The organism is Bacillus sp. FSL E2-0195, from assembly GCF_038003645.1.
Lineage (GTDB): Bacteria > Bacillota > Bacilli > Bacillales > Bacillaceae_G > Bacillus_A > Bacillus_A mycoides.
In genome coordinates, this window is the sequence record NZ_JBBOPN010000001.1 from 840,493 (window position 1) to 867,343 (window position 26,851).

The 26,851-nt window shown below is 36.2% G+C and carries 24 protein-coding genes and 1 riboswitch; of the genes, 13 read left to right on the forward strand and 11 right to left on the reverse strand.

The window, feature by feature from the left end:
- Nucleotides 1-8 precede the first annotated feature (8 nt).
- The 5 genes from MHH59_RS04330 to gapN form a co-directional block, all read right to left on the reverse strand.
- Complete coding sequence (locus tag MHH59_RS04330; protein ID WP_002010828.1) at nucleotides 9-212, reverse strand: hypothetical protein; 204 nt, start codon at nucleotides 210-212, stop codon at nucleotides 9-11.
- A 221-nt stretch (nucleotides 213-433) separates the two neighbouring features.
- Nucleotides 434-949, reverse strand: coding sequence for a type 1 glutamine amidotransferase domain-containing protein (locus MHH59_RS04335; protein WP_002169082.1), 516 nt, complete (start codon nucleotides 947-949; stop codon nucleotides 434-436).
- 282 nt (nucleotides 950-1,231) lie between these two features.
- The gene (locus tag MHH59_RS04340) at nucleotides 1,232-2,431 is read right to left on the reverse strand and encodes an ABC transporter permease (protein ID WP_063226087.1); all 1,200 of its coding nucleotides are present in this window, start codon (nucleotides 2,429-2,431) and stop codon (nucleotides 1,232-1,234) included.
- A 60-nt stretch (nucleotides 2,432-2,491) separates the two neighbouring features.
- Nucleotides 2,492-3,916: an amino acid permease gene (locus MHH59_RS04345; RefSeq protein WP_002125494.1), complete on the reverse strand. Its 1,425-nt coding sequence runs from the start codon at nucleotides 3,914-3,916 to the stop codon at nucleotides 2,492-2,494.
- Between the two features lie 146 nt (nucleotides 3,917-4,062).
- Nucleotides 4,063-4,244, reverse strand: a riboswitch (Lysine riboswitch).
- Between the two features lie 177 nt (nucleotides 4,245-4,421).
- Complete coding sequence (gene gapN / locus MHH59_RS04350; protein ID WP_002125495.1) at nucleotides 4,422-5,861, reverse strand: NADP-dependent glyceraldehyde-3-phosphate dehydrogenase; 1,440 nt, start codon at nucleotides 5,859-5,861, stop codon at nucleotides 4,422-4,424.
- 628 nt (nucleotides 5,862-6,489) lie between these two features.
- On the opposite strand from gapN, the gene MHH59_RS04355 reads away from it, so the two are divergent.
- The 5 genes from MHH59_RS04355 to MHH59_RS04375 all read left to right on the forward strand — a co-directional run bounded on the left by MHH59_RS04355 (nucleotide 6,490) and on the right by MHH59_RS04375 (nucleotide 12,796).
- Nucleotides 6,490-8,250: an ABC transporter ATP-binding protein gene (locus MHH59_RS04355; RefSeq protein WP_002169080.1), complete on the forward strand. Its 1,761-nt coding sequence runs from the start codon at nucleotides 6,490-6,492 to the stop codon at nucleotides 8,248-8,250.
- Complete coding sequence (locus tag MHH59_RS04360) at nucleotides 8,247-10,247, forward strand: ABC transporter ATP-binding protein (protein ID WP_002140515.1); 2,001 nt, start codon at nucleotides 8,247-8,249, stop codon at nucleotides 10,245-10,247. Before MHH59_RS04355 ends, MHH59_RS04360 begins: the two co-directional genes overlap by 4 nt.
- 303 nt (nucleotides 10,248-10,550) lie before the next feature.
- Nucleotides 10,551-11,348, forward strand: a complete 798-nt coding sequence (locus MHH59_RS04365) for an amino acid ABC transporter substrate-binding protein (RefSeq protein ID WP_002010840.1) — start codon at nucleotides 10,551-10,553, stop codon at nucleotides 11,346-11,348.
- Nucleotides 11,335-12,033 (forward strand): amino acid ABC transporter permease, encoded by a 699-nt coding sequence (locus tag MHH59_RS04370; RefSeq protein ID WP_033706449.1) that lies wholly within the window; start codon nucleotides 11,335-11,337, stop codon nucleotides 12,031-12,033. The genes MHH59_RS04365 and MHH59_RS04370 overlap by 14 nt, the downstream gene beginning before the upstream one ends.
- 28 nt (nucleotides 12,034-12,061) lie before the next feature.
- The gene (locus MHH59_RS04375; RefSeq protein ID WP_002010843.1) at nucleotides 12,062-12,796 is read left to right on the forward strand and encodes an amino acid ABC transporter ATP-binding protein; all 735 of its coding nucleotides are present in this window, start codon (nucleotides 12,062-12,064) and stop codon (nucleotides 12,794-12,796) included.
- 51 nt (nucleotides 12,797-12,847) lie between these two features.
- On the opposite strand, the gene sasP is transcribed toward MHH59_RS04375, so the two are convergent.
- Nucleotides 12,848-13,051 carry a small acid-soluble spore protein, SasP family gene (sasP, locus tag MHH59_RS04380; RefSeq protein ID WP_000013349.1) on the reverse strand — a complete coding sequence of 68 codons (204 nt, stop codon included), beginning with the start codon at nucleotides 13,049-13,051 and terminating at the stop codon, nucleotides 12,848-12,850.
- 653 nt (nucleotides 13,052-13,704) lie between these two features.
- On the opposite strand from sasP, the gene MHH59_RS04385 reads away from it, so the two are divergent.
- Nucleotides 13,705-13,950, forward strand: a complete 246-nt coding sequence (locus MHH59_RS04385; protein WP_002186650.1) for a hypothetical protein — start codon at nucleotides 13,705-13,707, stop codon at nucleotides 13,948-13,950.
- Nucleotides 13,951-13,966: 16 nt separating this feature from the next.
- Here MHH59_RS04385 and MHH59_RS04390 read toward each other — a convergent pair whose 3' ends face one another.
- Nucleotides 13,967-15,427 (reverse strand): YheC/YheD family endospore coat-associated protein, encoded by a 1,461-nt coding sequence (locus MHH59_RS04390; RefSeq protein ID WP_340850867.1) that lies wholly within the window; start codon nucleotides 15,425-15,427, stop codon nucleotides 13,967-13,969.
- 19 nt (nucleotides 15,428-15,446) lie between these two features.
- The gene (locus MHH59_RS04395; RefSeq protein ID WP_002010850.1) at nucleotides 15,447-16,499 is read right to left on the reverse strand and encodes a YheC/YheD family protein; all 1,053 of its coding nucleotides are present in this window, start codon (nucleotides 16,497-16,499) and stop codon (nucleotides 15,447-15,449) included.
- 125 nt (nucleotides 16,500-16,624) lie between these two features.
- Between MHH59_RS04395 and MHH59_RS04400 the strand changes: the two genes are divergently transcribed.
- Both MHH59_RS04400 and MHH59_RS04405 read left to right on the forward strand, forming a co-directional pair.
- On the forward strand, nucleotides 16,625-17,770 hold the full coding sequence (locus tag MHH59_RS04400) for a DUF445 domain-containing protein (protein ID WP_002125510.1): 1,146 nt from the start codon (nucleotides 16,625-16,627) through the stop codon (nucleotides 17,768-17,770).
- 143 nt (nucleotides 17,771-17,913) lie between these two features.
- The gene (locus MHH59_RS04405) at nucleotides 17,914-18,267 is read left to right on the forward strand and encodes a YlbF/YmcA family competence regulator (RefSeq protein ID WP_002125511.1); all 354 of its coding nucleotides are present in this window, start codon (nucleotides 17,914-17,916) and stop codon (nucleotides 18,265-18,267) included.
- A 153-nt stretch (nucleotides 18,268-18,420) separates the two neighbouring features.
- Here the strand turns inward: MHH59_RS04405 and MHH59_RS04410 are convergent, their stop codons facing one another.
- Entirely contained in the window at nucleotides 18,421-19,017 is a 597-nt protein-coding gene (locus tag MHH59_RS04410) for an NDxxF motif lipoprotein (RefSeq protein ID WP_340850868.1), read from the reverse strand.
- 21 nt (nucleotides 19,018-19,038) lie between these two features.
- On the reverse strand, nucleotides 19,039-19,599 hold the full coding sequence (locus MHH59_RS04415) for an HAAS signaling domain-containing protein (RefSeq protein ID WP_050000859.1): 561 nt from the start codon (nucleotides 19,597-19,599) through the stop codon (nucleotides 19,039-19,041).
- Between the two features lie 399 nt (nucleotides 19,600-19,998).
- On the opposite strand from MHH59_RS04415, the gene alsS reads away from it, so the two are divergent.
- The 4 genes from alsS (at nucleotide 19,999) to MHH59_RS04435 (ending at nucleotide 24,920) form a co-directional block, all read left to right on the forward strand.
- Complete coding sequence (gene alsS, locus MHH59_RS04420) at nucleotides 19,999-21,687, forward strand: acetolactate synthase AlsS (RefSeq protein WP_002166310.1); 1,689 nt, start codon at nucleotides 19,999-20,001, stop codon at nucleotides 21,685-21,687.
- A 16-nt stretch (nucleotides 21,688-21,703) separates the two neighbouring features.
- On the forward strand, nucleotides 21,704-22,462 hold the full coding sequence (gene alsD, locus MHH59_RS04425; RefSeq protein ID WP_002125519.1) for an alpha-acetolactate decarboxylase: 759 nt from the start codon (nucleotides 21,704-21,706) through the stop codon (nucleotides 22,460-22,462).
- Nucleotides 22,463-22,680: 218 nt separating this feature from the next.
- Nucleotides 22,681-23,760 (forward strand): glycosyltransferase, encoded by a 1,080-nt coding sequence (locus MHH59_RS04430; RefSeq protein ID WP_002125520.1) that lies wholly within the window; start codon nucleotides 22,681-22,683, stop codon nucleotides 23,758-23,760.
- Between the two features lie 50 nt (nucleotides 23,761-23,810).
- Nucleotides 23,811-24,920 (forward strand): glycosyltransferase, encoded by a 1,110-nt coding sequence (locus MHH59_RS04435; RefSeq protein ID WP_087996581.1) that lies wholly within the window; start codon nucleotides 23,811-23,813, stop codon nucleotides 24,918-24,920.
- Between the two features lie 179 nt (nucleotides 24,921-25,099).
- On the opposite strand, the gene MHH59_RS04440 is transcribed toward MHH59_RS04435, so the two are convergent.
- A complete protein-coding gene (locus MHH59_RS04440; protein ID WP_033729802.1) occupies nucleotides 25,100-25,714 on the reverse strand; it encodes a DNA-3-methyladenine glycosylase in 615 nt (204 codons plus the stop codon).
- A gap of 134 nt (nucleotides 25,715-25,848) precedes the next feature.
- Between MHH59_RS04440 and MHH59_RS04445 the strand changes: the two genes are divergently transcribed.
- Nucleotides 25,849-26,721, forward strand: coding sequence for a Cof-type HAD-IIB family hydrolase (locus MHH59_RS04445; RefSeq protein WP_000640394.1), 873 nt, complete (start codon nucleotides 25,849-25,851; stop codon nucleotides 26,719-26,721).
- Nucleotides 26,722-26,851: the final 130 nt, after the last annotated feature.

Below are 26,851 nucleotides of genomic sequence, written 5' to 3' on the forward strand. Positions count from 1 at the left end.
TATAATTTTTAAAACGGATCAACTTCAGCTAAATCAGGATTGGCGTTAGGGTTTGTTAATAAGGTTTTCAGCTCACCTACTTCTGAGAGAGCGACGAGAATATAACCACTAATAAGGACGATGAGTCCGATGACCCGTAATGTTTGCAATTTAATGTCACGGCTATTTTCCTCTGAGTTGTTTTGGGGCGTTGCAGGCGGATTGTTGTTCATAATAGAGCTCCTATCTTTTTTATTTATATGTGTAAAATCATTATTTAACTTATGGATAGGAATTGTATAGTCATTTTCACTATATGAGAACTGCCTATGAAAAGTGATTAGAAATTTTGGGACGAGAAAAGAGGCTGTCTCAAAAAATCATTAAAGATGAAGAAATGTTTCATATGGTGTTAATTTTGTTTTTTACAAATAAAAAGGTTAACCTCTAATAACTACCCTAATATACGCAATGATTCTTCAATAAACACTGGGATGTCCTCCGGTTGTCTACTTGTTACTAGCTGATGTTGGCATACAACCACTTCTTTATCATGAAAATTTCCACCGGCATTTTTCAAATCGACCTCAATGGATTTATATCCAGTCACATCGCGTCCTTCAAGTGCTTGTGCAGTGATGAGTAATTGGGGGCCGTGACAAATAGCAAAAACAGGTTTTTTCGCATCCATAAATGCTTTGCTAAAGCGAACAAAACGTTCATCTGCACGAAGTATATCTGGGGAAAATCCGCCTGGTATAAAGAGGGCATCAAAGTTCTCTGGAGAAACATCATCAATACTTTTATCAATTACGACTTCACTTTTTCCTTGTTTACCGTGTACCGTTTTACCTTTTTCCATTTCAATAGTTGTTAATTCGTATCCCTTTTGATTAAAAGCTTCTACTGGCTCTGTGTATTCTGTGTCCTCGAAATAATCCGTTATTAAAATAGCAATTTTTTTACTCATTGCAATCATCTCCTTATATTATATAATCGGTTCCAGAATCGTCCTTGAGCAACGCCTTTTATAAAGTGAAACTTTAATTCATATTTTTTCATTCCCTCCAGTTCCTTTGCCCTGTTAATTTAATAACTACCCTTTTTATTAGGACGTAAACATGTATTATCGTTTTTGTATGTAAAAATCATAAAATATCGGTTGTTTCAATGATTCTTGTTTGAGGAAGAAAAATAAAAAAGCCAAGGAGATAATTTATTTTCTCCTTGGCTTTTAAGATAATTCTTTTCGTTAAAACGAAGAAACGCGTTGCTTCGTTTTTGGTACAATAATAAATTTGATCCAGATTAACCCGATAATCATAATGATAAGACTATGTGAAAATTGCCCTGTGGCAATGAGTATAACACTTGAAAATACAATGAGTTGAATACTTAGCAATATGAAAATTAAGCTAAGAAATTGACTCATTCGTTCTTCAGTATCAATTGGATATAATGCTACAATAATATTTCCCGAAAAATATTTCCACAGGGAACGGAGCTGCATAGAAATCATATATAGGACGATATAAGCGATAGCACCTTTTACATATATATTCGGAATAAAATATAGAGCGAAAGCACCGATCAACCCTAAGCGAATATATATACCGAAATAATCATTACCGCGTAAAAATGCTAGTGTATGTAAATAGAAGAAAGTTGCTCGTTTTTTATGTAATAAAGGTTCAATCCAATTTGTAAGCCATTTTCTTTTATTTACTTGCTTATTCAGTTGCGGAACATCGGTGAAAATGCTAGCAAATTGATAGAAACGAACGTCCATTTTTTCTTCTTGTTCGATTATGTAATCCCACGGTATTCGTTTTGTAGGTTGTTTCTTCGTGTATAGAAGCAGGAAAGCAAGAAGTAAGAGTAGTCCGCTTAACACGATCACATTTGCAGTATAAAACAGCATGTAAATGATCAGGGCGTTACAAGCAATGCGAATGATAAACCATATGCTTTTTTCATAACTATCACGCCACATCCAATGTATGTATATGTTCCAGCCCTTTAGAATCATTAAAATTATAAAGATTGTACATAAGAAAGGTACGGTTAGTTGTAATGATTGCATGGCAAGCGGTACGATAACAAGGAACGTAAATATAAGCGGGAAAAGCTGAATGATGTAATTATATAGAAGAGATTTTTTAAAATAAGATGTTAATTTCTCTTCTAATGCAAGTAAATAGACAGCGTCCGGTTTTTGAATAAATGTGCGAACTTGGCATCTCGTTATAATGAGTGTAAGTACGATCGTGATGAGTAATAAAGATATTCCTTTAGAAGGATCCGTTTTAAGAAACTTAGCGTAATAATATGCACCTACACATGAGACGAAGATGAAGCTATATAGTAAACCGTTAATCATACGTGCAAAGTATGTGATGGCATTTTGAATATGTTGTTGAAAGCGAGAGCTCCATAGTGATTCGATTGACATGTTTTTCACCTCTTTTTTCTATTATATATGTTTTATAAAGTAAAAAACGAGCAAATTGCGTTACGCAACTTGCTCGTTTTTCTTTTCTTTATTTTTTTTCTGATCACGATTCATTAATGGATAGAAGGCAAAGCCAATTCCGAATAAACCAATTCCGAGAAGAAATGTTTTTATATCGGATGCGCCGGTTTTAATAACCCATAGTGCATAGCAAAGTGCGATAACTGCAACTACACCATCCATAATTCTTGAACCCATTTCATTCTTATATGTTTCACCAGTTGCGACTAGTTTTAACTGGAAGATTGGTGAAACGAGATATGGAATGAGGTAGGCCAGTGTTGATACGGTAATAACGAATGTATAAGCTTCCGCAATTGTTCCTGATAATGTTGAGAATAAGAACACTTGCGACATAATGTTTGTTAATCGTAGTGAATGAATTGGACTTCCTTTTTTATTCGTTTTTGCGAAGAAGGAAGGGAAGAAACCTTCTTTTGCTGCTTGATAAGGTACTTCTGAGCTTAATAAAATCCAGCCTAATATTGAACCGAATAGGGAAGTAAGAGCAAGTAATGCCATAAGTTTCCCGCCGCCATGACCCATTGCAGCGTTTAATGCATCTGCTAATGGACGTTCAGAAGCTTGTAATTTATCAACGTGAAGTACACCCATTGTTAAAATTGTAATTCCTAAGTAAATTGCAACTGTGATAAGTAATCCTGCAACAGTTGCGCGTTTTACCGTTTTTGGAGAGGTAGCTCGGTTTGATAAAAGAACGGCTGATTCAATCCCGATAAATGCCCAAAGTGTTGTAAGAGCAGCTAAGTTTACTTGTGAAAGTAGACCGTGTGATACGCCTTCTTTATCGATCATTGGTGTGTACCATTGTCCAAACTTTGAAGCTTCGAACGCAAATAACGTAACGACGATGAATAGAAGGAATCCAGTCACTTTCGTTGTTGTTGCTAAGAAGTTTAGCTTCCCAGCTCCGCTTACACCGTTTGTTAAAATTAAATGTGTTCCCCAAAGTAAGACAGAACAAATAGTAAATGTAATTAGTTTTCCAACTTCTATATTGAAAGAGCCAATTGAAAATAGTAGTCGTGTATCTTTCATAATTGGGAAGAAGAGCGATAAATATCCCGCGAAAGATGTAATAATGGCAACATTACTTGCCCAGTTTGCAACCCAATATCCCCATACCATGCTGAAACCAGCCATTTTCTTTCTTTTTGGTGTTGAGAATAAAGCATATGCATGACTTTGTGGTCCTGTCGTTAAATCAGGACGACGAATTGCTAAATTACCGAAAACAAGAGCTAGCATTAAAACACCAAACCCTGTTGTTAACCAAGCTAAAGTGACACCGAGTGGGCTTGCTGTTTGTGCTAACGTACTTGGCACCATGAAAATACCAGCGCCAACCATGTTACCGACAACGAAAGCTGTTAGTACCCAAAAGCCCCATTTTTTTTGTTGCATAGAAAATACCTCCAAAGTTAGTATAACCAAGTCAAGCGAGGAGATATGTATGTCTTCCTGATAAGGAAGAGAAGGTCCAAACAAAACAAAAAAAGCACGTAATCTGCCGCTACATGCTTTCTATCTTATAAGAAACCCACGACATACCTCTCGATAGCTCTCCACAAACGAAACGTTTGTGACAGTTCTGCACTTATTAAATGCAGACCCAGCAAGCGTGTATGGTGGACACGACTTACTTCGGCAATCATTCCTTTCTCATTTCTTCATCAATGCCACTACATCTCCTGAAATGATACTCTTAATGACTGCAACCTCTACCTCACCGAGATACGAATGAGGATTTATGTATTAAATTAACATGTTTAAGAGTAACAAATGTATTTTTATACGTCAATGGATATAGTAATAATCAGATTATAGAGAAGAATTCGTTATTAGGTCCTGGAGGGTTTTAACTAAAAAGCAGCTGACCTAAATATTAGATCAGCTGCTACATATAAGATTAAACTAAGTTTAATACAGTTACTTTTTCACGTGTCATAGACTCAAGGCTCTTATGAATACCTTGTGCGCCCATACCTGAACCTTTTATACCGATGAATGGGAAGTGGTCAGGACCGCGCTCTGTGCGTCCGTTAATTTGAACAGAACCAGTGTCGATTTTGTTAGCAATTGCAAACGCTTTGTTAATGTCTTTTGTGAAGACACTTGCTTGCAGACCGAACTCTGATTTGTTAGCAATTTCAATCGCTTGTTCATCAGAAGAAACACGGATGATTGGAAGGATTGGGCCGAATGGCTCTTCCCAAGCAACTTTCATTTCTTCTGTTACGTTGTCAATTAATGTTGGGTAAATTAAGTTGCGCTCACGTTTGTTACCGATAACGATTGTTGCACCTTTTTCTACAGCATCATCAACTAAGCCTTGAACGAAGTCAGCAGATTTGTCGTCGATTAATGGGACGATTGTGCTGTCTTGTTCTGGAGATCCAACTGATAATTTAGCTACTTGCTCTTTTAATAAGTCAACAAGCTCGTCTGCTACATTTTCGTGTACAAGTACACGTTTAATAGCTGTACAACGTTGACCAGAGTAAGAGAATGCACCGCTTACGATATGATTTGCAGCATCTTGTAAGTCAGCATCTTCACGAACGATACCAGGGTCTTTACCACCAAGTTCTAATACAAGTGGAATCATTGCAGCTTTTTTCGCTAAGTGCTTACCTGTGTTTGTACCACCTGTGAACGATACCATATTGATGCCAGGATGTTCTACTAAGTAGTCACCAATTACAGAACCGCGTCCTGTAGCTACGTTTACAAGACCTTTTGGAAGGCCAGCTTTATGAAGTGCTTCAACCATTTTAACACCGCTAATTGCACCTTGTGTTGCTGGTTTGAAGATAACAGCGTTACCCATAATAAGTGCTGGTGCAAGTTTTGCAGCAGATAAGTTTACTGGGTAGTTAAATGGTGCGATTGCTAATACAACACCAAGTGGTGCGCGTTGGATAATCGCAAGTTTAGATTTCGTTCCGCCAGGGAAGCTATCGCCCATCATGCTTTCTCCGTGCATATGAAGAGCTTCTTCAATAGTGTAACGAATGAAGTCAGCTGTACGAACAACTTCTTTTTTCGCATCTTTATATCCTTTACCGACTTCTTTCATAATGATATCGGCAATTTCATCTTGCATATTTACGAGCTCATCAGCCCATTTATATAAATATTTTGCGCGATCTTGTAGAGAAGCTTCAGCCCATGATTTTTGAGCTTCTTTTGCAGATGCAATTGCTTCATCCACTTCTCCTTGAGTAATTGCTTGTACTTGCCCAATTACTTCGTGTAAGTATGGAGATGGAATGTCGATTGTTTGACCTGAAGAGCTTTCTCTCCATTCTCCGTTTAAATAAAATTTGTACGTATTGCTAGTTGTCATGATTAGTCCTCCTAAAATAGCAACTTGTAAGAGTGAGTATAAGGTGATTGTAGGTGGTTTGATAATATTTTTCAAATGAAATGTTTGTGAAAACGATTTCTTATTATTTTTTTATTTTGTATGCCCTTTCTTACAGAAGATTCTCTTATTTCAAACTGAATTATAAGTAGAATGCATCACTTTCATTTTTTGTGATAAAAGATGATTTTATTCTAAAGCGAAAAAAACAATTGACAGAATACTCAATAAAGTTGTAAGATTATAAATGGAAAATAAATGAAGGGGGTGTGCGTAATGATTGTAATCGTAAATGTAATGGGCTTAGCTCTGTTAAATGGCGGAAAACATTCATATCATTACGCAACCCGTGCGGATATATAGGACCTTTTTGTCTTATGAGAAGCGTACGTTGCGTATATCGTAACGTACGCTTTTATGCATTCTTTTGCATATCGTCAAGCGGCGGTATGCTTTTTTTTGTTTATTTTCCTCGTTACTATAAAAAATCAGAATTTGGAAGGTGGAAAAATGTGATGAAATTGTATGGCTTACGAAATGTAAATGTGATGGGTTTGGATAGCGGATAAAGAAATGTGAATCAAACGAGAAAGAGAAAGGAGAGGTTATATTGTTTTCAGTATTACTAAAGTTAAGCTGGTTTTTTAGAGAGCATTGGAAAAGGTATAGTATTGCAATTGGGGTACTTTTAATTGTAAACGTGATAGAGGTAATTCCACCGAAAGTGTTAGGGATTACAATTGATAATATTAAAACGGGAGCCTTAACGAATGAGGCGATTATGCAATATATTCTTATTTTACTTGGGGTAACGATTGGTGGGTATGTACTTACTTTCATTTGGCAGCACCAACTATTTGGCGGTGCGTTCGTACTTGAGAAAACGATGCGTTCAAAATTTATGGGGCATTTACTTAAGATGACACCGACGTTTTATCAAAAAAATCGTACTGGCGATTTAATGGCGAGAGCGACAAATGATTTAAAAGCAATCTCCATGACAGCTGGTTTTGGTATATTAACGCTCGTTGATTCTAGTCTATATATGCTTACAATCGTTTGTATGATGGGCTTCTCAATTAGTTGGCAGTTAACATTTGCTGCGCTTATACCGCTTCCGATTATGGCATATGCGATGAATAGATACGGAAAGAAGTTGCATGAAAGATTTACAGTCGCGCAAGATGCGTTCGGGGATATGAACGATAAAGTACTTGAATCAATTGCGGGTGTACGCGTTATTCGTGCGTATGTACAGGAGAACGCTGATCAAGAAAGGTTTCATCATTTAGGAGATGACGTATACGAGAAAAATATGAGAGTAGCAAGAATCGATGCATTATTCCAGCCAACTGTAAAAATGCTCGTCGGTCTTAGTTATTTAATTGGTTTAGTGTACGGTGCATATCTCGTATTCCAATCAAAGGTGACACTTGGTGAGCTCGTTTCTTTTAACGTCTATTTAGGGATGATGATTTGGCCGATGTTTGCAATTGGTGAATTGATTAATGTTATGCAAAGAGGAAATGCGTCGCTCGACCGTGTAAATGAAACGTTAGCTTATGAACCGGATGTAAAGAATCCGAAAGATCCAAAGGTTGTACAAGAGCCAGATTACATTCAATTTGATAATGTTACTTTTTCATATCCTTCATCAATTGAAACAAATTTAAAAAATGTTTCATTCTCATTAAAACAAGGAGAGACACTTGGAGTTGTTGGGAAAACAGGAAGCGGGAAAACGACGCTCGTTCGTCAGCTTCTTCGTCAATATCCACTTGGGGAAGGGGATATTGCGGTTTCTGATGTGAAGCTAGATAAAATTACGAATGATAACGTACTTGGCTGGATTGGGTATGTACCTCAGGAACACATTTTGTTCTCAAAAACAGCGAAGGAAAATATTTTATTCGGAAATAGAGAAGCGACTGAAGAAGAACTTGAAAAAGCGATTGAAATAGCTGCGTTTAAAAAGGATTTAGAGTTTTTACCGGAAGGTTTAGAAACGCTCGTTGGAGAGAAAGGTGTTTCTTTATCAGGTGGGCAAAAGCAAAGGATTTCGATTGCGAGGGCTGTTATTCAAAATCCGGAAATTTTAATTTTGGACGATTCTTTATCAGCTGTTGATGCTCGTACTGAAGCGGCAATTATTGAAAACATACGAACAGAAAGAAGCGGGAAGACGACGATTATAACAACGCATCGTTTGTCAGCAGTGCAGCATGCTGATTGGATTCTCGTTATGGATAACGGTGAGGTTATTGAAGAAGGTTCGCATGAAGCGCTCGTTCGAAATGGGGGCTGGTATGCAGAGCAGTTCGAAAGACAACAAGGTGAAAGTGAAAGTACGGATAGTGGGGTGAAAATATGAGTGTTTCAAAACGATTGTTTCAATACGCGATGAAAGTAAAAGGGCCGATTTTTGCAGCGATGGCGATGCTATTTGTTTTCGTTATTGCAGAACTCGCGGGTCCTTTCGTCGCAAAAACGATGATCGATGAGCATATCGTTGGAATAGAGAGACCCTGGTATGAAACAGAAAAGAGTGAGGATGCTGTTTCATATAATGGCGCCTTTTATAAGCGAAGTGATCGCTTTGAACAAGGTGAGCAAAAAGGGAAAGAAGTCCGAGTGATTCAAGTTGGTTTTCAGTACTATTTTGTACCGAATAAAATAACGCTTGAAGGAACTCGTTCTGTTAAGGGTGATGTGCTTACAGTACAAAGTGGTAAGGCAGTGCAAGTGTATAAATCGAAAGCCTTAACGAAAGAAGAAGTATTTGCGTTTTATAAACCAGAAATAAATAGGTTATTACTACTTGGCGGTGGATATTTCGCTTTATTAGTAGTCGTATCATTATTTGCATACGGAAAGCAGTTCTTCTTACAGAAGGCGGCAAACAAGATTATTCAAATTATGAGGGAAGACGTCTTTTCTCATATTCAAACGTTGCCAATTCGTTATTTTGACCATTTACCAGCAGGGAAAATTGTTTCGCGTGTAACGAATGATACAGAAGCGATTCGTGATTTATATGTAACAGTGCTTGCGACATTCGTCTCTAGTATCATCTATATTATCGGGATTTTCGCTGCGCTATTTTTACTTGATGTAAAACTGGCGGCACTATGCTTACTCATCATCCCAATTTTAATTGTTTGGGCGATTATGTATAGAAAGTATGCGTCTGTATACAATCATAAAATGCGTTCGCGTTTATCGGATATTAACGGAACAGTGAATGAATCAATTCAAGGGATGCCAATTATTCAAGCATTTCGTCAAGAACATGAAACGAAGAAGGAATTTGAAGAGTTAAATGGTGATTATTTTAAATATCAAAATAAAATTTTAAATTTAAATGCAGCAACTTCGCATAATTTAGTGTCTGTATTAAGAAACATCGCTTTTACAGGTGTAATTTGGTATTTCGGTGGTGCTTCATTAAGTGCTTCTGGCCTCCTTTCTCTAGGGATACTGTATGCTTTCGTCGATTATTTAACGAGATTGTTCTCGCCAATTACGAACATGGTGAACCAACTTGCTAACTTAGAGCAATCGCGTGTTGCATCAGAGCGCGTCTTTGAATTGCTAGAGGAAAAGGGAGAGGCAGTAGAAGAAGAACGTATGCCTCGCTTAACCGGAAATGTGAAATTCGATAATGTTTCGTTTTCTTACAATGGAAAAGATGAAGTATTAAAAAATATTTCTTTTGAAGCGAAACAAGGGGAGACAGTGGCACTTGTCGGTCATACTGGATCAGGAAAAAGTTCCATTATGAATGTGCTCTTTCAGTTTTATGAATTTCAAAAAGGGAAGCTTACGATTGATGGTCATGATGTAACAGAGATGCCGAAACAAGCAACACGTGAACATATGGGAATTGTATTGCAAGATCCGTTTTTATTTAGCGGGACAGTGGCATCCAATGTAAGCTTAGAAAATGAAAAAATTTCAAAAGATCGCATCGTGAAGGCGTTACGTGATGTTGGTGCGGAAAGGTTTGCGAACAATATAGATGAAAAAATTACGGAGAAAGGAAGTACACTTTCAACCGGAGAACGTCAGCTTATATCGTTTGCTAGGGCACTTGCTTTTGATCCTGCTATTTTAATTTTAGATGAAGCGACTTCCAGTATTGATACAGAAACAGAAGCGATGATTCAACAAGCGCTAGAAGTTGTGAAGAAAGGACGAACGACGTTTATTATCGCTCATCGTCTTTCAACAATTAAGAGCGCTGATCAAATTATTGTGCTTGATAGAGGAACGATTTTGGAAAAAGGTTCCCATGATGAATTAATGAAAAAGCGCGGGCGTTATTACGATATGTATAAAACGCAAATGGAAGGAAACCAGAGTGCTTAATTTTTAGAAGAACTTGCGATTTTCGCAAGTTCTTTTTTGATCGGATTGTCCGCTTAGAAGTTAATATATTTCACCGGCTGAAAAACTTATAAATAAGTAGGTATTGTTTTACCTTTTTCTTTATAAATGCTATATTAAAAAATGTTACTTATTTTTTGTATGTAGCGCTATTTTTCCATTTTGTTTGATTATGAAGAAAAAGGTTAAACTAAATAAGAACATTTTCATTGAAAAATTGTTCGAAATTGCATACAATCAATATAGTTTTTAAATTCCTATCAGAATACTTGGAGGACTACTATCATGAAAAAATTATTTTCAGTGCTTGCAGTAACTACATTAGCGATTGGGATTGTAGCGGGCTGCGGTAAAGAAGAGAAAAAAGATACAGCTAATCAAGATGCATTACAGAAGATAAAACAAAGCGGTGAGCTTGTAATTGGTACAGAAGGTACATATCCACCATTTACGTTCCACGATACAAACGATAAATTAACTGGGTTTGACGTTGAATTAGCAGAAGAAGTTGCAAAACGTTTAGGTGTAAAGCCTGTATTTAAAGAAACACAATGGGATAGCTTACTTGCAGGAATAGATGCAAAACGTTTCGACATGGTTGCGAACGAAGTTGGTATTCGTGAAGATCGCCAAAAGAAATATGACTTCTCTAGTCCATACATTTCTTCTTCAGCAGCATTAGTTGTTGCGAAAGATAAAGATAAACCTGCTACATTTGCTGACGTAAAAGGATTAAAAGCAGCGCAATCTTTAACGAGTAACTACGCAGATATTGCTAAGAAAAATGGTGCGGAAATCACAGGTGTAGAAGGATTTAGCCAAGCAGCAGAATTATTAAGTTCTGGCCGCGTTGATTTTACAATCAATGATAAATTATCAGTGTTAAACTATTTAGAAACGAAAAAAGATGCAAAAATTAAAATTGTAGATACAGAAAAAGAAGCGTCACAAAGTGGATTCTTATTCCGTAAAGGTAGCGACAAACTTGTACAAGAAGTAAATAAAGCGTTAGAAGATATGAAAAAAGATGGTACGTACGATAAAATAACGAAAAAATGGTTCGGTGAAAATGTATCTAAGTAGCGCATTGATGTCAGATCGATTGTCTACTTGGATAGATATTATGCAGACTTCCTTCGCGCCTATGCTGAAGGAAGCTGTCTTTACGACAATTCCGTTAACGCTTATTACATTTATTATCGGTATTATACTTGCGACGTTAACAGCGCTCGCACGTATTTCAGGTAGTCGTATTTTACAATGGATTGCTCGTATCTATGTATCTATCATTCGCGGAACGCCACTTCTTGTACAGTTATTTATTATTTTCTATGGTCTTCCAACTCTTAATATTGAAGTTGAGCCATATACAGCAGCAGTTATTGGATTTTCATTAAATGTAGGTGCATATGCATCTGAAATTATTCGTGCTTCTATCCTTTCAATCCCGAAAGGACAGTGGGAAGCGGCTTACACAATTGGGATGACATACCCGCAAGCATTAAAACGTGTTATTTTACCACAAGCAACACGCGTATCAATTCCGCCGCTTTCGAATACATTTATTAGTTTAGTGAAGGATACTTCATTAGCGTCGTTAATTTTAGTAACAGAAATGTTCCGAAAAGCGCAGGAAATTGCGGCAATGAACTATGAGTTTTTAATTGTTTATTTTGAAGCAGGTCTAATTTATTGGGTAATTTGCTTCTTATTATCTATCGTGCAACAAATATTAGAAAAACGTTCAGAACGTTATACTCTAAAATAACCCTTTCATAAAAGGAGTTTTTGTTTTTATGATTTCAATTCAACATTTACAAAAAAGTTTCGGAGATAATACCGTATTAAAACATATAGACTTATCAGTTGAGAAGGGCGAAGTGGTTGTTATTATCGGGCCATCTGGATCTGGTAAGACGACATTCTTACGTTGTCTCAACGTGTTAGAAACGCCGAACGCTGGTAACATTCGCATCGGCAATAAAGAGCTCGATTTCTCTCAAAAAGTATCGAAGAAAGATATTGTAAATCTTCGTACGCAAACAGGTATGGTATTCCAGCACCATAATCTATTCCCGCATTTAACAGCAATTCACAATGTAATGGAAGGGCTCGTTACAGTGAAAAAGATGGGGAAAGAAGAAGCGAAGAAAAAAGCAAACTATTTCCTTGAAAAAGTTGGTCTTGCGGATAAAGTAGACTTATATCCGTTCCAATTATCAGGTGGACAACAACAGCGCGTTGGAATCGCTCGTGCGCTTGCGATGGAGCCGGAAGTTTTACTATTTGATGAGCCAACGTCAGCACTTGATCCTGAGCTAGTTCAAGAAGTTTTAAAGGTTATGAAAGAACTTGCTAAAGAAGGAATGACGATGGTCATTGTAACGCATGAAATGCGCTTTGCTCATCAAATTGCGAACCGTGTTATTTTCATGGATGGCGGTGTCGTTGTCGAACAAGGTACACCGGAAGATGTATTTACAAATCCAAAAGAAGAACGAACGAAGAAGTTTTTACAAATGTTGCAATAAATTAAGGAAGGTCTCAAGGCATATGCCTTGAGACCTTTTTGCCATATATATTTATTTTTGGAATCCGCCAAGGCTTTGCTCAGCCATTGCAACTAGACGTTTTGTAATTTCTCCACCAACAGAACCGTTAGCGCGAGCCGTAGAATCTGCTCCTAATTGTACACCAAATTCTTGAGCGATTTCGTACTTCATTTGATCGATTGCTGCTGTTGCACCTGGTACTACTAATTGATTGTAAGAACTTTGGTTTGCCATAGGAATATATCCTCCTTAGAGTTATAAAAATTTTTTTGGTTGGACTAGCTGGATTTGAACCAGATTATCGCCCCGTTTGGCGCTAATCCATCGGTAATTAAGTTTGTACTCATAGTATGGATGTTACCTAGAAAGATATACAAAAAAATAATTTGTAAATTTTGTAAAAAATATTTCATCATTTCGTAAATTATGAAATAAGAGTAATCGTTGTATTTTTAAGAAAGAAGGCTAAACTAAGAGCGAAATCATATGCGTTTTTTTCTTTGTATAACCAGCTTGGCTTACTTAACTTATGATTTGTTAAAGTGAGACAAATTCCAGTTTAGTAAAATGAAAATTAAATCGGGAGCAACTGCATAGTTCTGTTTTAACCCAGGGTGGGCAGAAAAAGGAACTGACCGCGTCTATGCACGGCTAGATGCTCTCTTTAATCTAAAAAAGAGGCTTTTAAACGAAAATGTAATTAAAGTGAGAAAAATTAAAGCTTAGTAAAATGAAAATTAAATCGGGAGCAACTACATAGTTCTGTTTTAACCCAGGATGGGGCAGAAAAAGGAACTGACCGCGTCTATGCACGGCTAGATGCTCTCTTCAATCTAAAAAAAGGGCTTTTTAATTGTTTTTAAACGATAACGTATGGAGGAATCATGATGGGAATTTGCCCGCTTTGCAACGCGCTAGAATTACAAACATATTCTTGTCAAAATTGCCAAGGTATACTCCAAGATTATGGGAAAACTGTAGATTACATAGACGATTACAGTGCATATATGGATCAAGAATTATTAAGTGCAGTAGACGGTTTAACACATAATAATTCACAGGAGTATTGCAATCATGTTTTTTATTGCGGAGTATGTAATGTGGAAACAGAAGTTGTAGTGAAGCTCGTTTAAATAAAAAACTTCCACCTTATGAAGGAGGTGGAAGTTTTTGTTTTTGTATTTGTGAGTTAATCATAGGGGAAGGGATGTTTTCGGTATGTGACGAAGGAACTGATTTTATTTGTGACATTTTTTCTTTCGTGTCGCGCAAAGAGTGTTCAGTTAAATAGATGGCATATTCATAAAATAATTGGCGCGTAAGTTCACTTTGTTCTTTTAACTTTTCATCTTGGAATACAGTTCGCCCCGGTTTAGAATTTGCTTCAAATAGCCACGGGTTTTCCGTGGTGTCTAAACCAATGTCAAAACCAATTTCTCCAATGTTCCCGGTTACTTGCCCATCAAGTGCATAACTGATTTGTAAGGCTGTTTGTTTTAGTTTATTTTCAATTTGAACTTGCTTTGTTGAATCAGGAAATAGTTCCTGAAGTAATTTCGTATCACCGCCGCTATTTACATGAGTTGTTAAGCTACCTTTGCCGGCGATTTTTGCGACGATTGCACTGACTACCCAATTACCAAAATGGTTTTTATTTGTATGAATGCGAAAATCGACGGGTTGCCCTTCGAAGCGGAGCAGTGAGATACCTTGTTGTACGATAAACTTTTTTAAATCATGTCCTTTTAACACATGGTTAAGAAGGGCTTCTAATGATTGATACTTTCTTAGTTTGTTTTGTTCATTTTCACGATAACGACAATAGTAGCAATTATCAGTTTGAGAATAGAGTATTTGATGAATATTTCTTCCGAAGCTACCGTGTATTGGTTTCATATAAATGTACTTATACGTACCGAGAAGTCGTTCTACTTGTTCAAAATGTTGAAATACTTCTGTATTTGGTAAGAATGGTTTAATTGAATCTTCTTTCATTAAAAGTTGATGCACTTCCCATTTATTGAAAAATCCCGGATTAAACCACGGAATCCCATAGTCGCTTTCTAAACGTTTTTTTGCTCTTACGATAGGTTTGTAATTTTCTGCTTGCCGATTTGGTAATCGGTCGTAAATGACATTTGGTAAAGGGACTTTGTTTTTTACCCATTTTCCTTCTTGAAAGAAGTACCCTTCAATTGTTTCCTCTTCCCAGTTTATATGTTGAATGCCAAAGACAAATACAAATGGCTGCAATGTGAATGGTGGTGTTAATAACTCACTGAGAGAGATGGAACGACTTCCTAAAGGAGAATTAAAATCATCGTTAAAGCCAGTTGTGAAAATCCCGATTAATGGGCCGAAAACAATGGTTTGATTGTGTAAGAAGGCATGGATTGTTGCTGAATGCGGTAGTAAAAGATCGACTGCAATCTGTTCGCCAATAATAATTTCTCGCGTGAATGAATAATGAATTTTAATATTCTCACATGTAATATAACGTAAGCCAAAGAAAAAGGATGTAATTGGTGGTGTAATAGAAAAAACGTAAGGTAAAGTAATACTATTTGGATGCTCATCTGAAATACTTAATGTATATATGTGCTCTTTCAACGGGGATTTCCTCCTTTCGTTATGGTGTAAATCGGCTAAACTTTAATGGACCATGAAAAATTTGTTCAGCCAGTTCGTCGTTGTACCTAGTATAAACATCGTAAGATGGCATCGTATTGACGTACATAAGCCAAATGGCACCTTTTTGATCCATAATGGTAGAAAGCTCTAGTTCAAATAATGAAGAATAGGACTGATCGAGTGTTTTAAACACTTCATTTACAACATCATGTAAAGCATCTTTTAATAATTGAACGCCAGTTGGAGAAAGTAAATATTTAATTTTAGAAAATGGATGTAACATAGAACGTTCTGTTGCTGAAAGTAAAAATTGTGCTGGGAATGAAGATTTTTGTATAAATTGACCGAGCACTTTCCAATTCTGTTCTTTATTTTTTTGCATAATGGTTCGAATATGAATCGGATATGATAGTTGATTTGGAGGTTGTAACATTGGATGAATCATATAACGGAATGAGTGTATGTTCGATTTGCACCATGATATAAATTTATCTGTTCGTTTGAATTGAGTAGAAGTATGATGTTGTTCATTTATTGTATCGATATGAAATGTTTTATTTTTGTAAGTGGCCCGATATAAATTTTCATTGGAGTGTATATTGATTGGTCTTATAATAATATCTCTTGTTTCTAGTAGTAATTTAAAAATTCCTTGTACTGTTCCTTTTATTATTTTTGGTACGTAAGGGGAAAGACGTTTATTAGTAAGAAAAAGATTGTGTAAATCGCTTGGGTTAATAAGTGTGTTGTTTAAAAAGGTAGTGGAAGAACGTTTGTGTAATGAATGAATAATCGCATTTGCTTGTTGGAATTCCTCATCCTCTTTGAAATGACAACGATCATATATATATGAAGGAATGGGAAAGGTTTGATCTATCCAATTTCCTGTATCTGTATCGTAAATAAGACCAGAAACAAGATCTGTCTTTGAATCAATGCTAAACGGTGTGAATTGGGCAACGACGTTATGATAAAGACGAGCTCGCTTAGCGATTTCGGTGTAATACGTTTGCTCGTGATGGAGCCCGGAAGTTAAAAGACCAAGAACCAACGAAATCACTCCTTTAGTAATAAGATGTTTGCATTATAGGCGAAGCTATATATTGCAAATACGTTTTTATACCATTATACTTTTGTCCGTATGATGATATGCTATAGTTTTGGAGAAGTGAAAGGTTGATTGTGATGAATATATGGTTAAATATGTTAATGACGACAGGGCTCGGGGCAATTATTGGAGGATACACAAATCATTTAGCGATAAAAATGTTATTTCGTCCTCATCGTCCGATTTATATTGGGAAGTTTCAGGTTCCATTTACGCCAGGGTTAATTCCGAAGCGCCGCGATGAGCTTGCTGTTCAATTAGGTAAAATGGTTGTAGACCATTTGTTAACACCAGAAGGAATCGGAAAAAAACTAACAAATAAAGATTTTCAAACCAGTTTAATTCGCTGGACACAAGTGGAAGTTGATAAAGTAATTACAAATGAACAGTCGTTACGAGATATGTTAGAAAAATGGAATTTAGAACATGTAGAAGAAGAGGCGATCGGGAAAATCGAACATGTTATTACAGAAAAAATTCATGCATTTTTAGCAGAGTACTATACATATACATGGGAACAGGCGTTACCTCATTCTGTTCATGAAAAAGTAGAGAATGCGATTCCGAATGTAGCATCTTTTATTTTAAAAAGAGGAATTAGCTTTTTGGAAAGTGAAGAAGGAAAGGAACGCCTTTCAAAAATGATTGATGACTTTTTCGCTTCCAGGGGAACGCTGCTTAACTTAGTTGGTATGTTTTTAGGGAATGTAAGTTTAGTTGATCGCGTGCAGCCGGAAGTCATTAAGTTTTTAGGACAAGATGGAACAGAGCGTCTGTTAACTGATGTACTGCAAAAAGAGTGGGAAAAGTTAAAAGGAAGAGACGTAAAAGAATTAGAAACGTTCGTAGAGAAAGAAATGATTGTGAACTCCATATTGTCAGCGGTTAAAGTAGAGGAAACAGTGAGTAGATTTTTAAATCAGTCTGTTCAGCAAGTATGTGAGCCAGTGCGAGAAACAATCGTTGGAAAAGTGGTCCCTAGCGCAGTAGAGAAAGGCTTGAAGTGGGGGACAGAAAATGTGGGAAGTATATTGGGAAATCTACAGCTTGCGGAAATTGTCCAGCAAGAAGTATCTACATTTTCAACAGAGAGACTAGAAGATCTCGTATTGTCCATTACAAAAAATGAGTTAAAAATGATTACATATTTAGGGGCGTTATTAGGAGGAACAATTGGATTTATTCAAGGGTTGTTACTCTTGTTCCTTAAGTAATAAAGATGGGTGCATAGAAATAAAAGTGAAATTTCTTCCCATCTCTTGCATAGTTTGATATGGTAGGAAGAGGTGCGTATGTAAATGCACTTAAAAGGCAGTGCGAGCGAAAAGCGCTAGCCTTCTAAAGGAGGAAAAATAAAATGACTAAAAACATTCATGATGTTGCATATGAATTACAAAAAACAATCGCTGAAAACGAAGATTTCCAAACATTAAAAGCAAGCTACGCAGCAGTACAAGGAGATGCAGAGTCAAAGAACTTATTCGAAGAGTTCCGCGCGATGCAACTTGGCTTACAACAAAAAATGATGCAAGGCCAAGAAATCACTGAAGAAGACAACCAAAAAGCACAAGAAGTTGTAGCTCGCATTCAACAAGATGCAAAAATCACAAAGTTAATGGAAACTGAGCAACGTTTAAACATCGTTATCACTGACGTTAACAAAATTATCATGAAGCCACTTGAAGAATTATATAGCGCGCAACAAGCGTAATGATAGAAGACGCTCCTAGTATGGGGGCGTTTTTTTGTGTAGGAAATTTGATAGTCCTTCCACAAAAAAATCCCCTTCAAAATAGCCATGTGTTAGTGACTGTTTTGAAGGGGATATATGATGTATCTTTCAATTTCTCTTTTACATATATAATTACTTGTTGAAATACTCAGTTCTAATATTTTTTTCTTTCAAAAACTTTTCAATTTCTTTTTGCTTCCTACCATTAACTTTCTCAAAGCGTTTTGTAAAAGAAAAATCAGTTTTGAATAAGTTACCATCTTGCGCGAGTTTGTCTAATTCGTGCTCTAGTTCTACTGAAAGTGCCGTAGATGCTGAAATGAATTCATACATTTCTTTCGAAGGTTTTTTGTAATCATCAGGGATCGTATTGTTACTAATAAAATCATGGAAATTCGCATCATTTTGTTGCGCTAAATCTACTAGTTGCTTTAATTTCTCTCGGTCGGATTCCGTGACATTCTCGTCAGACATAGATGATGAAAGTGGAACGATGTTTTCGTCTAACTCTCCGCTATAATCTAAATAAGTTTTTATATTTTGTTTCATTTCGTTTTCGTTAATCGTTTCATTCTTTTTTGAGGAAGTGAATATAGTTTCTGGAATTTTTATCGTTACATCTTTAATAGATTGCACATCGTTTTCTTCCTTAGGTTGTGCACTGTTTGAACAAGCTGATAGAAATAAAATTGTAAGTAACATGAGTGAATATAAAGTATATTTCTTCATTTTAATCTCCTTTTTCATTCATTAGTATCTTTGTAAAACGGCTAAATTCCATTTTAAATACTTTACTAAAAGTGAGTATACATGTTTTATCATTTGGTAAGATATTACGAATATGAGTAAGCCGATGCAAAAAGCTATGAATACATTATAGACATTGGAATAACTGATTTGATGAAACCCGTTAAAAAATCCTAACCCTATTAATAAAATAGGTGAAATGATTAAGAATGGAGTGGCAATTATAAGTGCTAGAAGAATCGGTAATAGAAAGAGTAATAAGAAAAAGGCGATAATGATAAATATAAAGTTTAAAAAACTTAAGCTCATAACAGAAAATAGTGCGGTTATCATATTTTTGAAGCTTCGTTTATTGTCCGCGTTTTGTATTGCATAGGAAACATTAAGTTCTTTAGCAATAGTTTTAGGGTCTCCTAGTTTCCTAGAAATTTCTTCTTCAGATTTCCCATCCTGTTTAGCACTGATAAAATGAGTTTCATACTCTGAAATAATATCTTTCTTTTCTAAACTAGGCATATTCCGCAGGGAAGAACTAAGTTGTTCCAAAAATTCACTTTTGTTCATAACAATCACTTTCCTTTATAAAATGATGAATTACAGCTGAGAATCCTATCTTTTGAAAAGGGGGATACGAATTATAAGGTGCGTTCCAATTACTGGGTATTCCAATATTTACAAATATATCATTTAGTAGTGTTCTTTGCAAGGTACTATAATCTTATTAATACTGTGATTAGATGGAATTTTTTCGTGCATTTTTAGAGGAGATATAAAAATATTATTTTAGGATAAACAAAGGGTTGTAAGCGTATTCCTTAGAGGTTGTCAAAAAACTGTCAAATTCATATCGTTGGAAAAATAATGCATTTGTAATATAATGATAAACAATACTTCACCATATTAATTAATCAGGTGAAATTAAAATCTTTATTACACACATTATGAAATAAAGGGATGATTAGTTTGAGTACAGGTGTAAAAGCAAACGACGTGAAAACAAAAACAAGAGGAGCAGATCTTGTTGTTGATTGTTTAATTAAACAAGGTGTTACACATGTTTTCGGTATTCCAGGAGCGAAGATTGATTCTGTATTTGATGTACTGCAAGAAAGAGGACCAGAGTTAATTGTTTGTCGTCATGAACAAAATGCAGCATTTATGGCAGCTGCCATTGGTAGATTAACAGGGAAACCGGGCGTATGCCTTGTAACTTCAGGACCAGGGACATCAAATTTAGCGACAGGTCTTGTTACTGCGAATGCGGAGAGTGATCCCGTTGTTGCTTTAGCTGGTGCAGTTCCGCGTACAGATCGATTAAAACGTACGCATCAATCTATGGATAATGCTGCATTATTCGAACCAATCACTAAATATAGCGTAGAAGTCGAGCATCCTGATAATGTACCAGAAGCACTTACTAATGCATTTCGAAGTGCTACTTCTACAAATCCAGGAGCAACACTTGTAAGTCTTCCGCAAGACGTTATGACTGCGGAAACGACAGTAGAATCTATCGGTGCGCTTTCTAAGCCACAGCTTGGAATCGCTCCCACAAATCATATTGAATACGTAGTAGAAAAAATAAAATCAGCAAAATTACCAGTTATTTTACTCGGTATGAGAGCAAGCACCAATGAAGTAACGAAAGCAGTTCGTGAGTTAATTGCTGGTACAGAACTTCCTGTTGTTGAAACGTATCAAGCAGCTGGTGCAATTTCACGTGAGTTAGAAGATCATTTCTTCGGCCGCGTTGGATTATTCCGTAACCAACCAGGTGATATTTTACTAGAAGAAGCGGATTTTGTTTTATCTATCGGCTATGACCCAATTGAGTATGATCCGAAATTCTGGAATAAACTTGGCGATAGAACAATTATTCACCTTGATGATCACCAAGCAGATATCGACCATGATTACCAACCAGAGCGTGAATTAATTGGCGATATCGCTTTAACTGTAAATAGCATTGCGGAGAAATTACCGAAGCTTGTATTAAATACGAAATCTGAAGCAGTTTTAGAACGATTACGCTCGAAATTATCAGAGCAAGCAGAAGTTCCAAATCGTGCTTCAGAAGGTGTTACGCATCCACTTCAAGTCATTCGTACACTTCGTTCTTTAATTAGTGACGATACAACCGTTACATGTGACATCGGTTCCCATTCTATTTGGATGGCGAGATGTTTCCGTTCTTATGAACCACGTAGACTATTATTTAGTAACGGTATGCAAACGTTAGGTGTTGCACTTCCTTGGGCAATTGCTGCTACTTTAGTTGAGCCGGGTAAAAAAGTTGTTTCAGTGTCAGGTGATGGTGGTTTCTTATTCTCTTCGATGGAGTTAGAAACAGCGGTACGTTTAAATGCACCGGTTGTACATCTCGTTTGGAGAGACGGTACATATGATATGGTTGCGTTCCAACAAATGATGAAATACGGTAGAACATCAGCTACAGAGTTTGGCGATGTTGATCTTGTGAAATATGCAGAAAGTTTTGGAGCAATAGGTCTTCGTGTCAATACACCAGACGAATTAGAAGGTGTATTGAGAGAAGCGTTAGAAGCAGAAGGTCCTGTCATTATTGATATTCCAATTGACTACCGTGACAACATTAAATTAAGCGAAAAATTATTACCAAACCAATTAAACTGATGGGGGCATGAGTGAGATGACTGTTGCGCAATTAATTGATATTGATGCAAAAAGAACGAAAATGAGTAATGAAGTATATCAAACATCTACAATGCTTGCGCTATTAGATGGTATATACGATGGTGTTATTAACTTTGAGGAACTGAAAGAACGTGGCGATTTTGGCATCGGTACATTTGATCAATTAGATGGTGAAATGATTGCGTTTGATAATGAGTTTTACCATTTACGTTCAGACGGTTCAGCGGAAAAAGTAGAACCGGAAGAAACAACACCTTTTGCGACTGTAACGTTTTTTGAAAAAGAAATGAGTTATACGGTAGAGCATCCGATGAATCGTGAAGAAGTGGAAGCATTATTACATGAGTTAATGCCAAGTAAAAACTTATTTTATGGTATTCGAATGGATGGAACGTTCCGTGAAGTTAGAACGAGAACTGTTCCAAGACAAGAAAAACCGTATACGCCGCTCGTTGAAGTGACGAAATCACAACCGATTTTTTCGTTTAAAGATACAGAAGGTACGCTAGCTGGATTTTGGACACCAGATTATGCGCAAGGTATTGGTGTAGCTGGTTTCCACTTACATTATATTGATGATGAAAGAAGCGGAGGAGGACATGTTTTCGACTATGTTGTAGAAAACTGTACGATCCAAATTTGTCAAAAAGCTCATATGCATTTAGCACTTCCTGAAACAGCTGATTTTATGGCGGCGGAATTATCAAGAGAAAACTTAGAGAATGATATTGCGACCGCGGAAGGTGCGGAGTAAAAAGGAATCGAAATTATGTATTCTCTATATAAAGAACCGAAGTCTTGTTCAGGCTTCGGTTTTTTTCATTGATTTGCAATCTTCGAGTGAAATTCCCCTATCCAATTTCACTGCACCGCCTCATTATGTTTCTTTTGTAAAATGAAAACTCAATTTTGAAGCAAAAGAAATATAAATTTCTCTCCAAACATATACATCAAAAGGATAGGGGGGATATGATGGAAAACTCCATTACTATTAGTTTATGCATGATTGTAAAAGATGAAGAACAAACTATATCAAAATGCTTAGAATCGGTTAAAAGTGTTGTGGATGAAATTATTATTGTAGATACAGGTTCCACAGATGCTACAAAAGAAATTGTGAAGAAGTACGACGCGAAAGTTTATGATTTTCAATGGATTGAAGATTTTTCAGCGGCACGAAACTTTGCGTTTTCTAAAGCTACAAAAGAATATATTCTTTGGCTAGACGCAGATGACATAATAGATACGGAAGATATAAAGAAATTGTTGCAGTTAAAACATACGTTAGATCGTAGTACGGATGCAGTATCTATGAAATATTATTTAACTTTTGATATAGAAGGAAATCCAACACATTCTTTAAGGAGATATCGATTAGTCAACAGAAGTAAAAATTTTCAATGGTATGGATTTGTTCATGAATATTTAGAGGTGTATGGAAATCTTATAAATAGTGACGTAGGGGTAAGTCATAAAAAGGAAAAAGCATATACTAATCGTAATTTGAAAATATATGAAAAACATCTTGAGAGTGGAAAAGAGTTTAGCCCCCGCGATGTGTACTATTATGCAAATGAATGTAAGGATCACAGATTATTTGATAAGGCTGTTAAGGGGTATTCTAGGTTTTTAGATGAAGAAAAGGGTTGGGTTGAAGATAACATTCAAGCATGTTTAAAAAGAGCCGAATGTTATTTAGAATTGGGGGACTTAAAAAAATCTATACAGTCTTGTTTGCAATCATTTACGTATGACACGCCTAGAGGAGAACTTTGTTGCCACTTAGGACGTGTATTTTTGCAACAAGGGGAATATTCTAAAGCGATATATTGGTACCATGCAGCAATTGACGGGCCACGACCAAAGGATTCGCCGTTTGTCCGAGAAGAGTGTCATACATGGTTGCCGCATATTCAACTATGTATTTGTTATGATCGAATAAAAGAATATGAAAAGGCAATTTATCATAACGAACAAGCTGCACTGTTCATACCTAATAATCCGAGCATTGAATATAATAGAAAATATTTTGATAGTTTATCGGAAAAATAATATTTAATAATACTAGATAATCATTTTGGCTGCTGAGAGGAGTTTGATTCATGCTCACAAGTATAATTATATTGACTCATAATCAATTACAGTATACAAAAGAATGCATCCAAAGTATTAGAACTTATACAGTGGAACAAGAGTATGAGTTAATAGTTGTGGACAACGCGTCAACAGATGGTACTGTAGAATGGTTACAAAAACAATCGGATATTATGCTAGTGGAAAATGCGGAGAATATGGGTTTTCCAAAGGGATGCAATCAGGGAATTAAAGAGGCAAAAGGTGACAATATTCTATTATTGAATAATGATGTGGTCGTAACTGAAAATTGGCTAAGCAATTTAATTCGGTGTTTATATGAAAGTAAGGATACTGGAGCGGTAGGGCCCATAACTAATAATGCCGCTTACTATACTGCTATACCAACCTTTTATAAAGATATTGAAGGAATGCAGAAGTTTGCAACTTTATATAATCAAAGTGATAAAAATAAATGGGAAGAACGTATGAAATTAATCGGATTCTGTATGCTTATAAAAAAATCAGTGTTAGATGAAGTTGGATTATTAGATGAACGATTTACACCGGGGAATTATGAAGATGATGATTTGTCACTAAGAATGTTTGAAAAAGGATATAAACTGTATTTATGTAAAGATACATTTATTCATCACTACGGAAGTGTCTCATGGAAAGAAGATAGTATGAAATTTTCTGTAGTTTTACATGAAAATAATATAAAATTGTATGAAAAATGGGGGTTTTATGGTGAAAGTTTATACATTCATTATGATTTACTAGCAATTGTAGATCGATTTGCGCCTGATAAAGTGAATATTCTTCATATAGGAGCTGGATGTGGTGCAACTTTATTAGAAATGAAAAGGCGTTACCCGGCAGTTTCCATATTTGGAGCAGAAATTAATGAAAAAGCAGCAGCTCTTGCAAATAGGGTAGCTCCTACAACTTCTGCTGAGTATGACAAGTTACATGAGGTATTTACAGATGAAAAATTCCAGTACATTTTGTTATCACATCCTATTGAGCCAGCGAAATTACCGCAGGTCATACAATCTATGTCACAACTTTTAACGCCAACAGGAACTTTCATTATGTCGAAATTCAATTTGGATAATTATTATGCATTAAAAAAATAATGCTTTTAAGATTTTCTCTTTGGAGATGAGCTGTATTTGGCAATGTTGGAGGAACAACGGTTTCTTTTATAGAAACAAAACCGAAATCCGAGCCCGGATTTCGGCTTTTCGGCGTGTGATGAATTACGAAAAAAGAGCTATCCTATAAGTTGGTTTCACTTACTTATAGGATAGCTTCTTTATTTTGAAACAAACGGATGCTTTTCATAATAAAACCGCCATGGATAGTGAACGGCTTCTTCTGCATAATCAATATTAATACGAGGGCCAGCTATTATGTTATGTGTGGATGATAAATGGTCTTCTTCAGGAACTAATTCAATATGTAACGTATCACTTTGAAGTGATACGCCGCGCTCTTCTAAAGTGATTCCGAGCGCGCGGCATAGTTTTCCGGGGCCATTTGTTAAGTTTTTATACTGAGCTTTCGTAATGTCAGTTTTGTTGTAGCGCGCTAGTTTCATGTCTTCGATTCCATCTACAGGTTCAAGAGCACGAATGAGAACTCCTTGCGGGGTGCCGATTGGTGCTGTAATTACGTTAAAGCAATGATACATGCCGTAAATTAAATATACGTAAGCATGTCCTGGTGCGCCGAACATTACTTCTGTTCGATCAGTCCGTCTGCCTCCGTAACTATGAGCGGCCTTATCATCTGGACCTTTGTATGCTTCTACTTCTACAATAATTCCGCTCCGCTTTATGCCGTCTACAATATGAACGAGTTTATGTCCGAGTAACTTCTTTGCGACCACTAATGTATCGCCTTCATAAAAAGAAGGTGGTGCCTGCATTGTACTATCTCCTTTGCCAGTTGTATATGTATATAGTAAACCAAATTTTCAGTAGTAATTCTAACTCGTTCTATTTACTACATTTATTTCATAAATTATGGATAGAGTACAACAGCGAAGAGGGGGAGTGCGACATGATTTATCGCTTACTAGCTCTTAATATAGATGGGACACTACTATACAACAACGGAAAAATCGCAAAAGGGATACGAGAAACAATTGACTTTGTGAAAAGAAAAGATGTATACGTTACATTATTTACGAATCGTAATTTTCAATCTGCTCATAAAATAGCGAAGGCGTTAAAATTAGATTCTATATTAGTTACGCATGGCGGTGCTTTCGTTTCAGCATCGTTAGATAAGCCGTTCGCTCAAAGGAGATTATCTGAAGAGAAAACCTTTAATATTGTGCAAGTGTTAGAGCATTTTGATTGTAATGTTCGCATTTCTCATGAACGATATTCAATTGGGAATCGTGAGAGAAATACACCAAACTTAATTGCGCGTACTGTATTATCAAGCGCAGATCCGTTATTTTATCCAGTTCAATTTGTAGATTCGCTAGGGGATGCACTGCGTGATCATCCAGTAGCTGCGCCAAAAATTGATATTGTTTTCCATACGAAAGGTGAAAAAGAAAGAGGGATGAATACGTTAAAAAAGGCATTTCAAGATGTAGAGTACGTCGAGTGTGATGAAAGACATATAGAAATTCTCCCTCAAAATGTATCAAAACTACGTGGTTTACAATTACTTGGGGAGCATTTAAATATTAACCTTAGTGAAATGGTTGCGATTGGAGATAGCGTAGAAGACTTAGAGGTAATTGAAAATGTTGGGCTTGGGGTAGCGATGGGGAACGCTCCTGTAGAATTAAAGCAAGCGGCGGACTGGATTACACGTTCTAATACTGAGAACGGCGTAGAGTACATGATTAAAGAGCATTTTCGTAAGCAATTCCCGCTTCCTTTTTTAAAGAATCATAAACATACACCGAAACGATGAAAGAAAAACGTAGCTTTTTGGCTACGTTTTTTTGTCGACTTTATTTGAAAAGTTTAAATCAATATTCCAATAAGAAATGAAAGCGTTTCAGGCGAGGAATTGTGTCTGTAATCCATACAATTCACTTGAA

Coding starts and splice junctions, on each gene's coding strand:
- MHH59_RS04365 (WP_002010840.1), top strand. CDS start 10,551: ATGAAAAAATTATTTTCAGTGCTTGCAGTAACTACATTAGCGATTGGG.
- MHH59_RS04340 (WP_063226087.1), bottom strand. CDS start 2,431: ATGTCAATCGAATCACTATGGAGCTCTCGCTTTCAACAACATATTCAA.
- MHH59_RS04415 (WP_050000859.1), bottom strand. CDS start 19,599: ATGAACAAAAGTGAATTTTTGGAACAACTTAGTTCTTCCCTGCGGAAT.
- MHH59_RS04385 (WP_002186650.1), top strand. CDS start 13,705: ATGGGAATTTGCCCGCTTTGCAACGCGCTAGAATTACAAACATATTCT.
- gapN (WP_002125495.1), bottom strand. CDS start 5,861: ATGACAACTAGCAATACGTACAAATTTTATTTAAACGGAGAATGGAGA.
- alsD (WP_002125519.1), top strand. CDS start 21,704: ATGACTGTTGCGCAATTAATTGATATTGATGCAAAAAGAACGAAAATG.
- MHH59_RS04405 (WP_002125511.1), top strand. CDS start 17,914: ATGACTAAAAACATTCATGATGTTGCATATGAATTACAAAAAACAATC.
- MHH59_RS04440 (WP_033729802.1), bottom strand. CDS start 25,714: ATGCAGGCACCACCTTCTTTTTATGAAGGCGATACATTAGTGGTCGCA.
- MHH59_RS04360 (WP_002140515.1), top strand. CDS start 8,247: ATGAGTGTTTCAAAACGATTGTTTCAATACGCGATGAAAGTAAAAGGG.
- MHH59_RS04435 (WP_087996581.1), top strand. CDS start 23,811: ATGCTCACAAGTATAATTATATTGACTCATAATCAATTACAGTATACA.
- MHH59_RS04330 (WP_002010828.1), bottom strand. CDS start 212: ATGAACAACAATCCGCCTGCAACGCCCCAAAACAACTCAGAGGAAAAT.
- MHH59_RS04345 (WP_002125494.1), bottom strand. CDS start 3,916: ATGCAACAAAAAAAATGGGGCTTTTGGGTACTAACAGCTTTCGTTGTC.
- MHH59_RS04375 (WP_002010843.1), top strand. CDS start 12,062: ATGATTTCAATTCAACATTTACAAAAAAGTTTCGGAGATAATACCGTA.
- MHH59_RS04335 (WP_002169082.1), bottom strand. CDS start 949: ATGAGTAAAAAAATTGCTATTTTAATAACGGATTATTTCGAGGACACA.
- MHH59_RS04410 (WP_340850868.1), bottom strand. CDS start 19,017: ATGAAGAAATATACTTTATATTCACTCATGTTACTTACAATTTTATTT.
- MHH59_RS04445 (WP_000640394.1), top strand. CDS start 25,849: ATGATTTATCGCTTACTAGCTCTTAATATAGATGGGACACTACTATAC.
- sasP (WP_000013349.1), bottom strand. CDS start 13,051: ATGGCAAACCAAAGTTCTTACAATCAATTAGTAGTACCAGGTGCAACA.
- MHH59_RS04370 (WP_033706449.1), top strand. CDS start 11,335: ATGTATCTAAGTAGCGCATTGATGTCAGATCGATTGTCTACTTGGATA.
- MHH59_RS04430 (WP_002125520.1), top strand. CDS start 22,681: ATGGAAAACTCCATTACTATTAGTTTATGCATGATTGTAAAAGATGAA.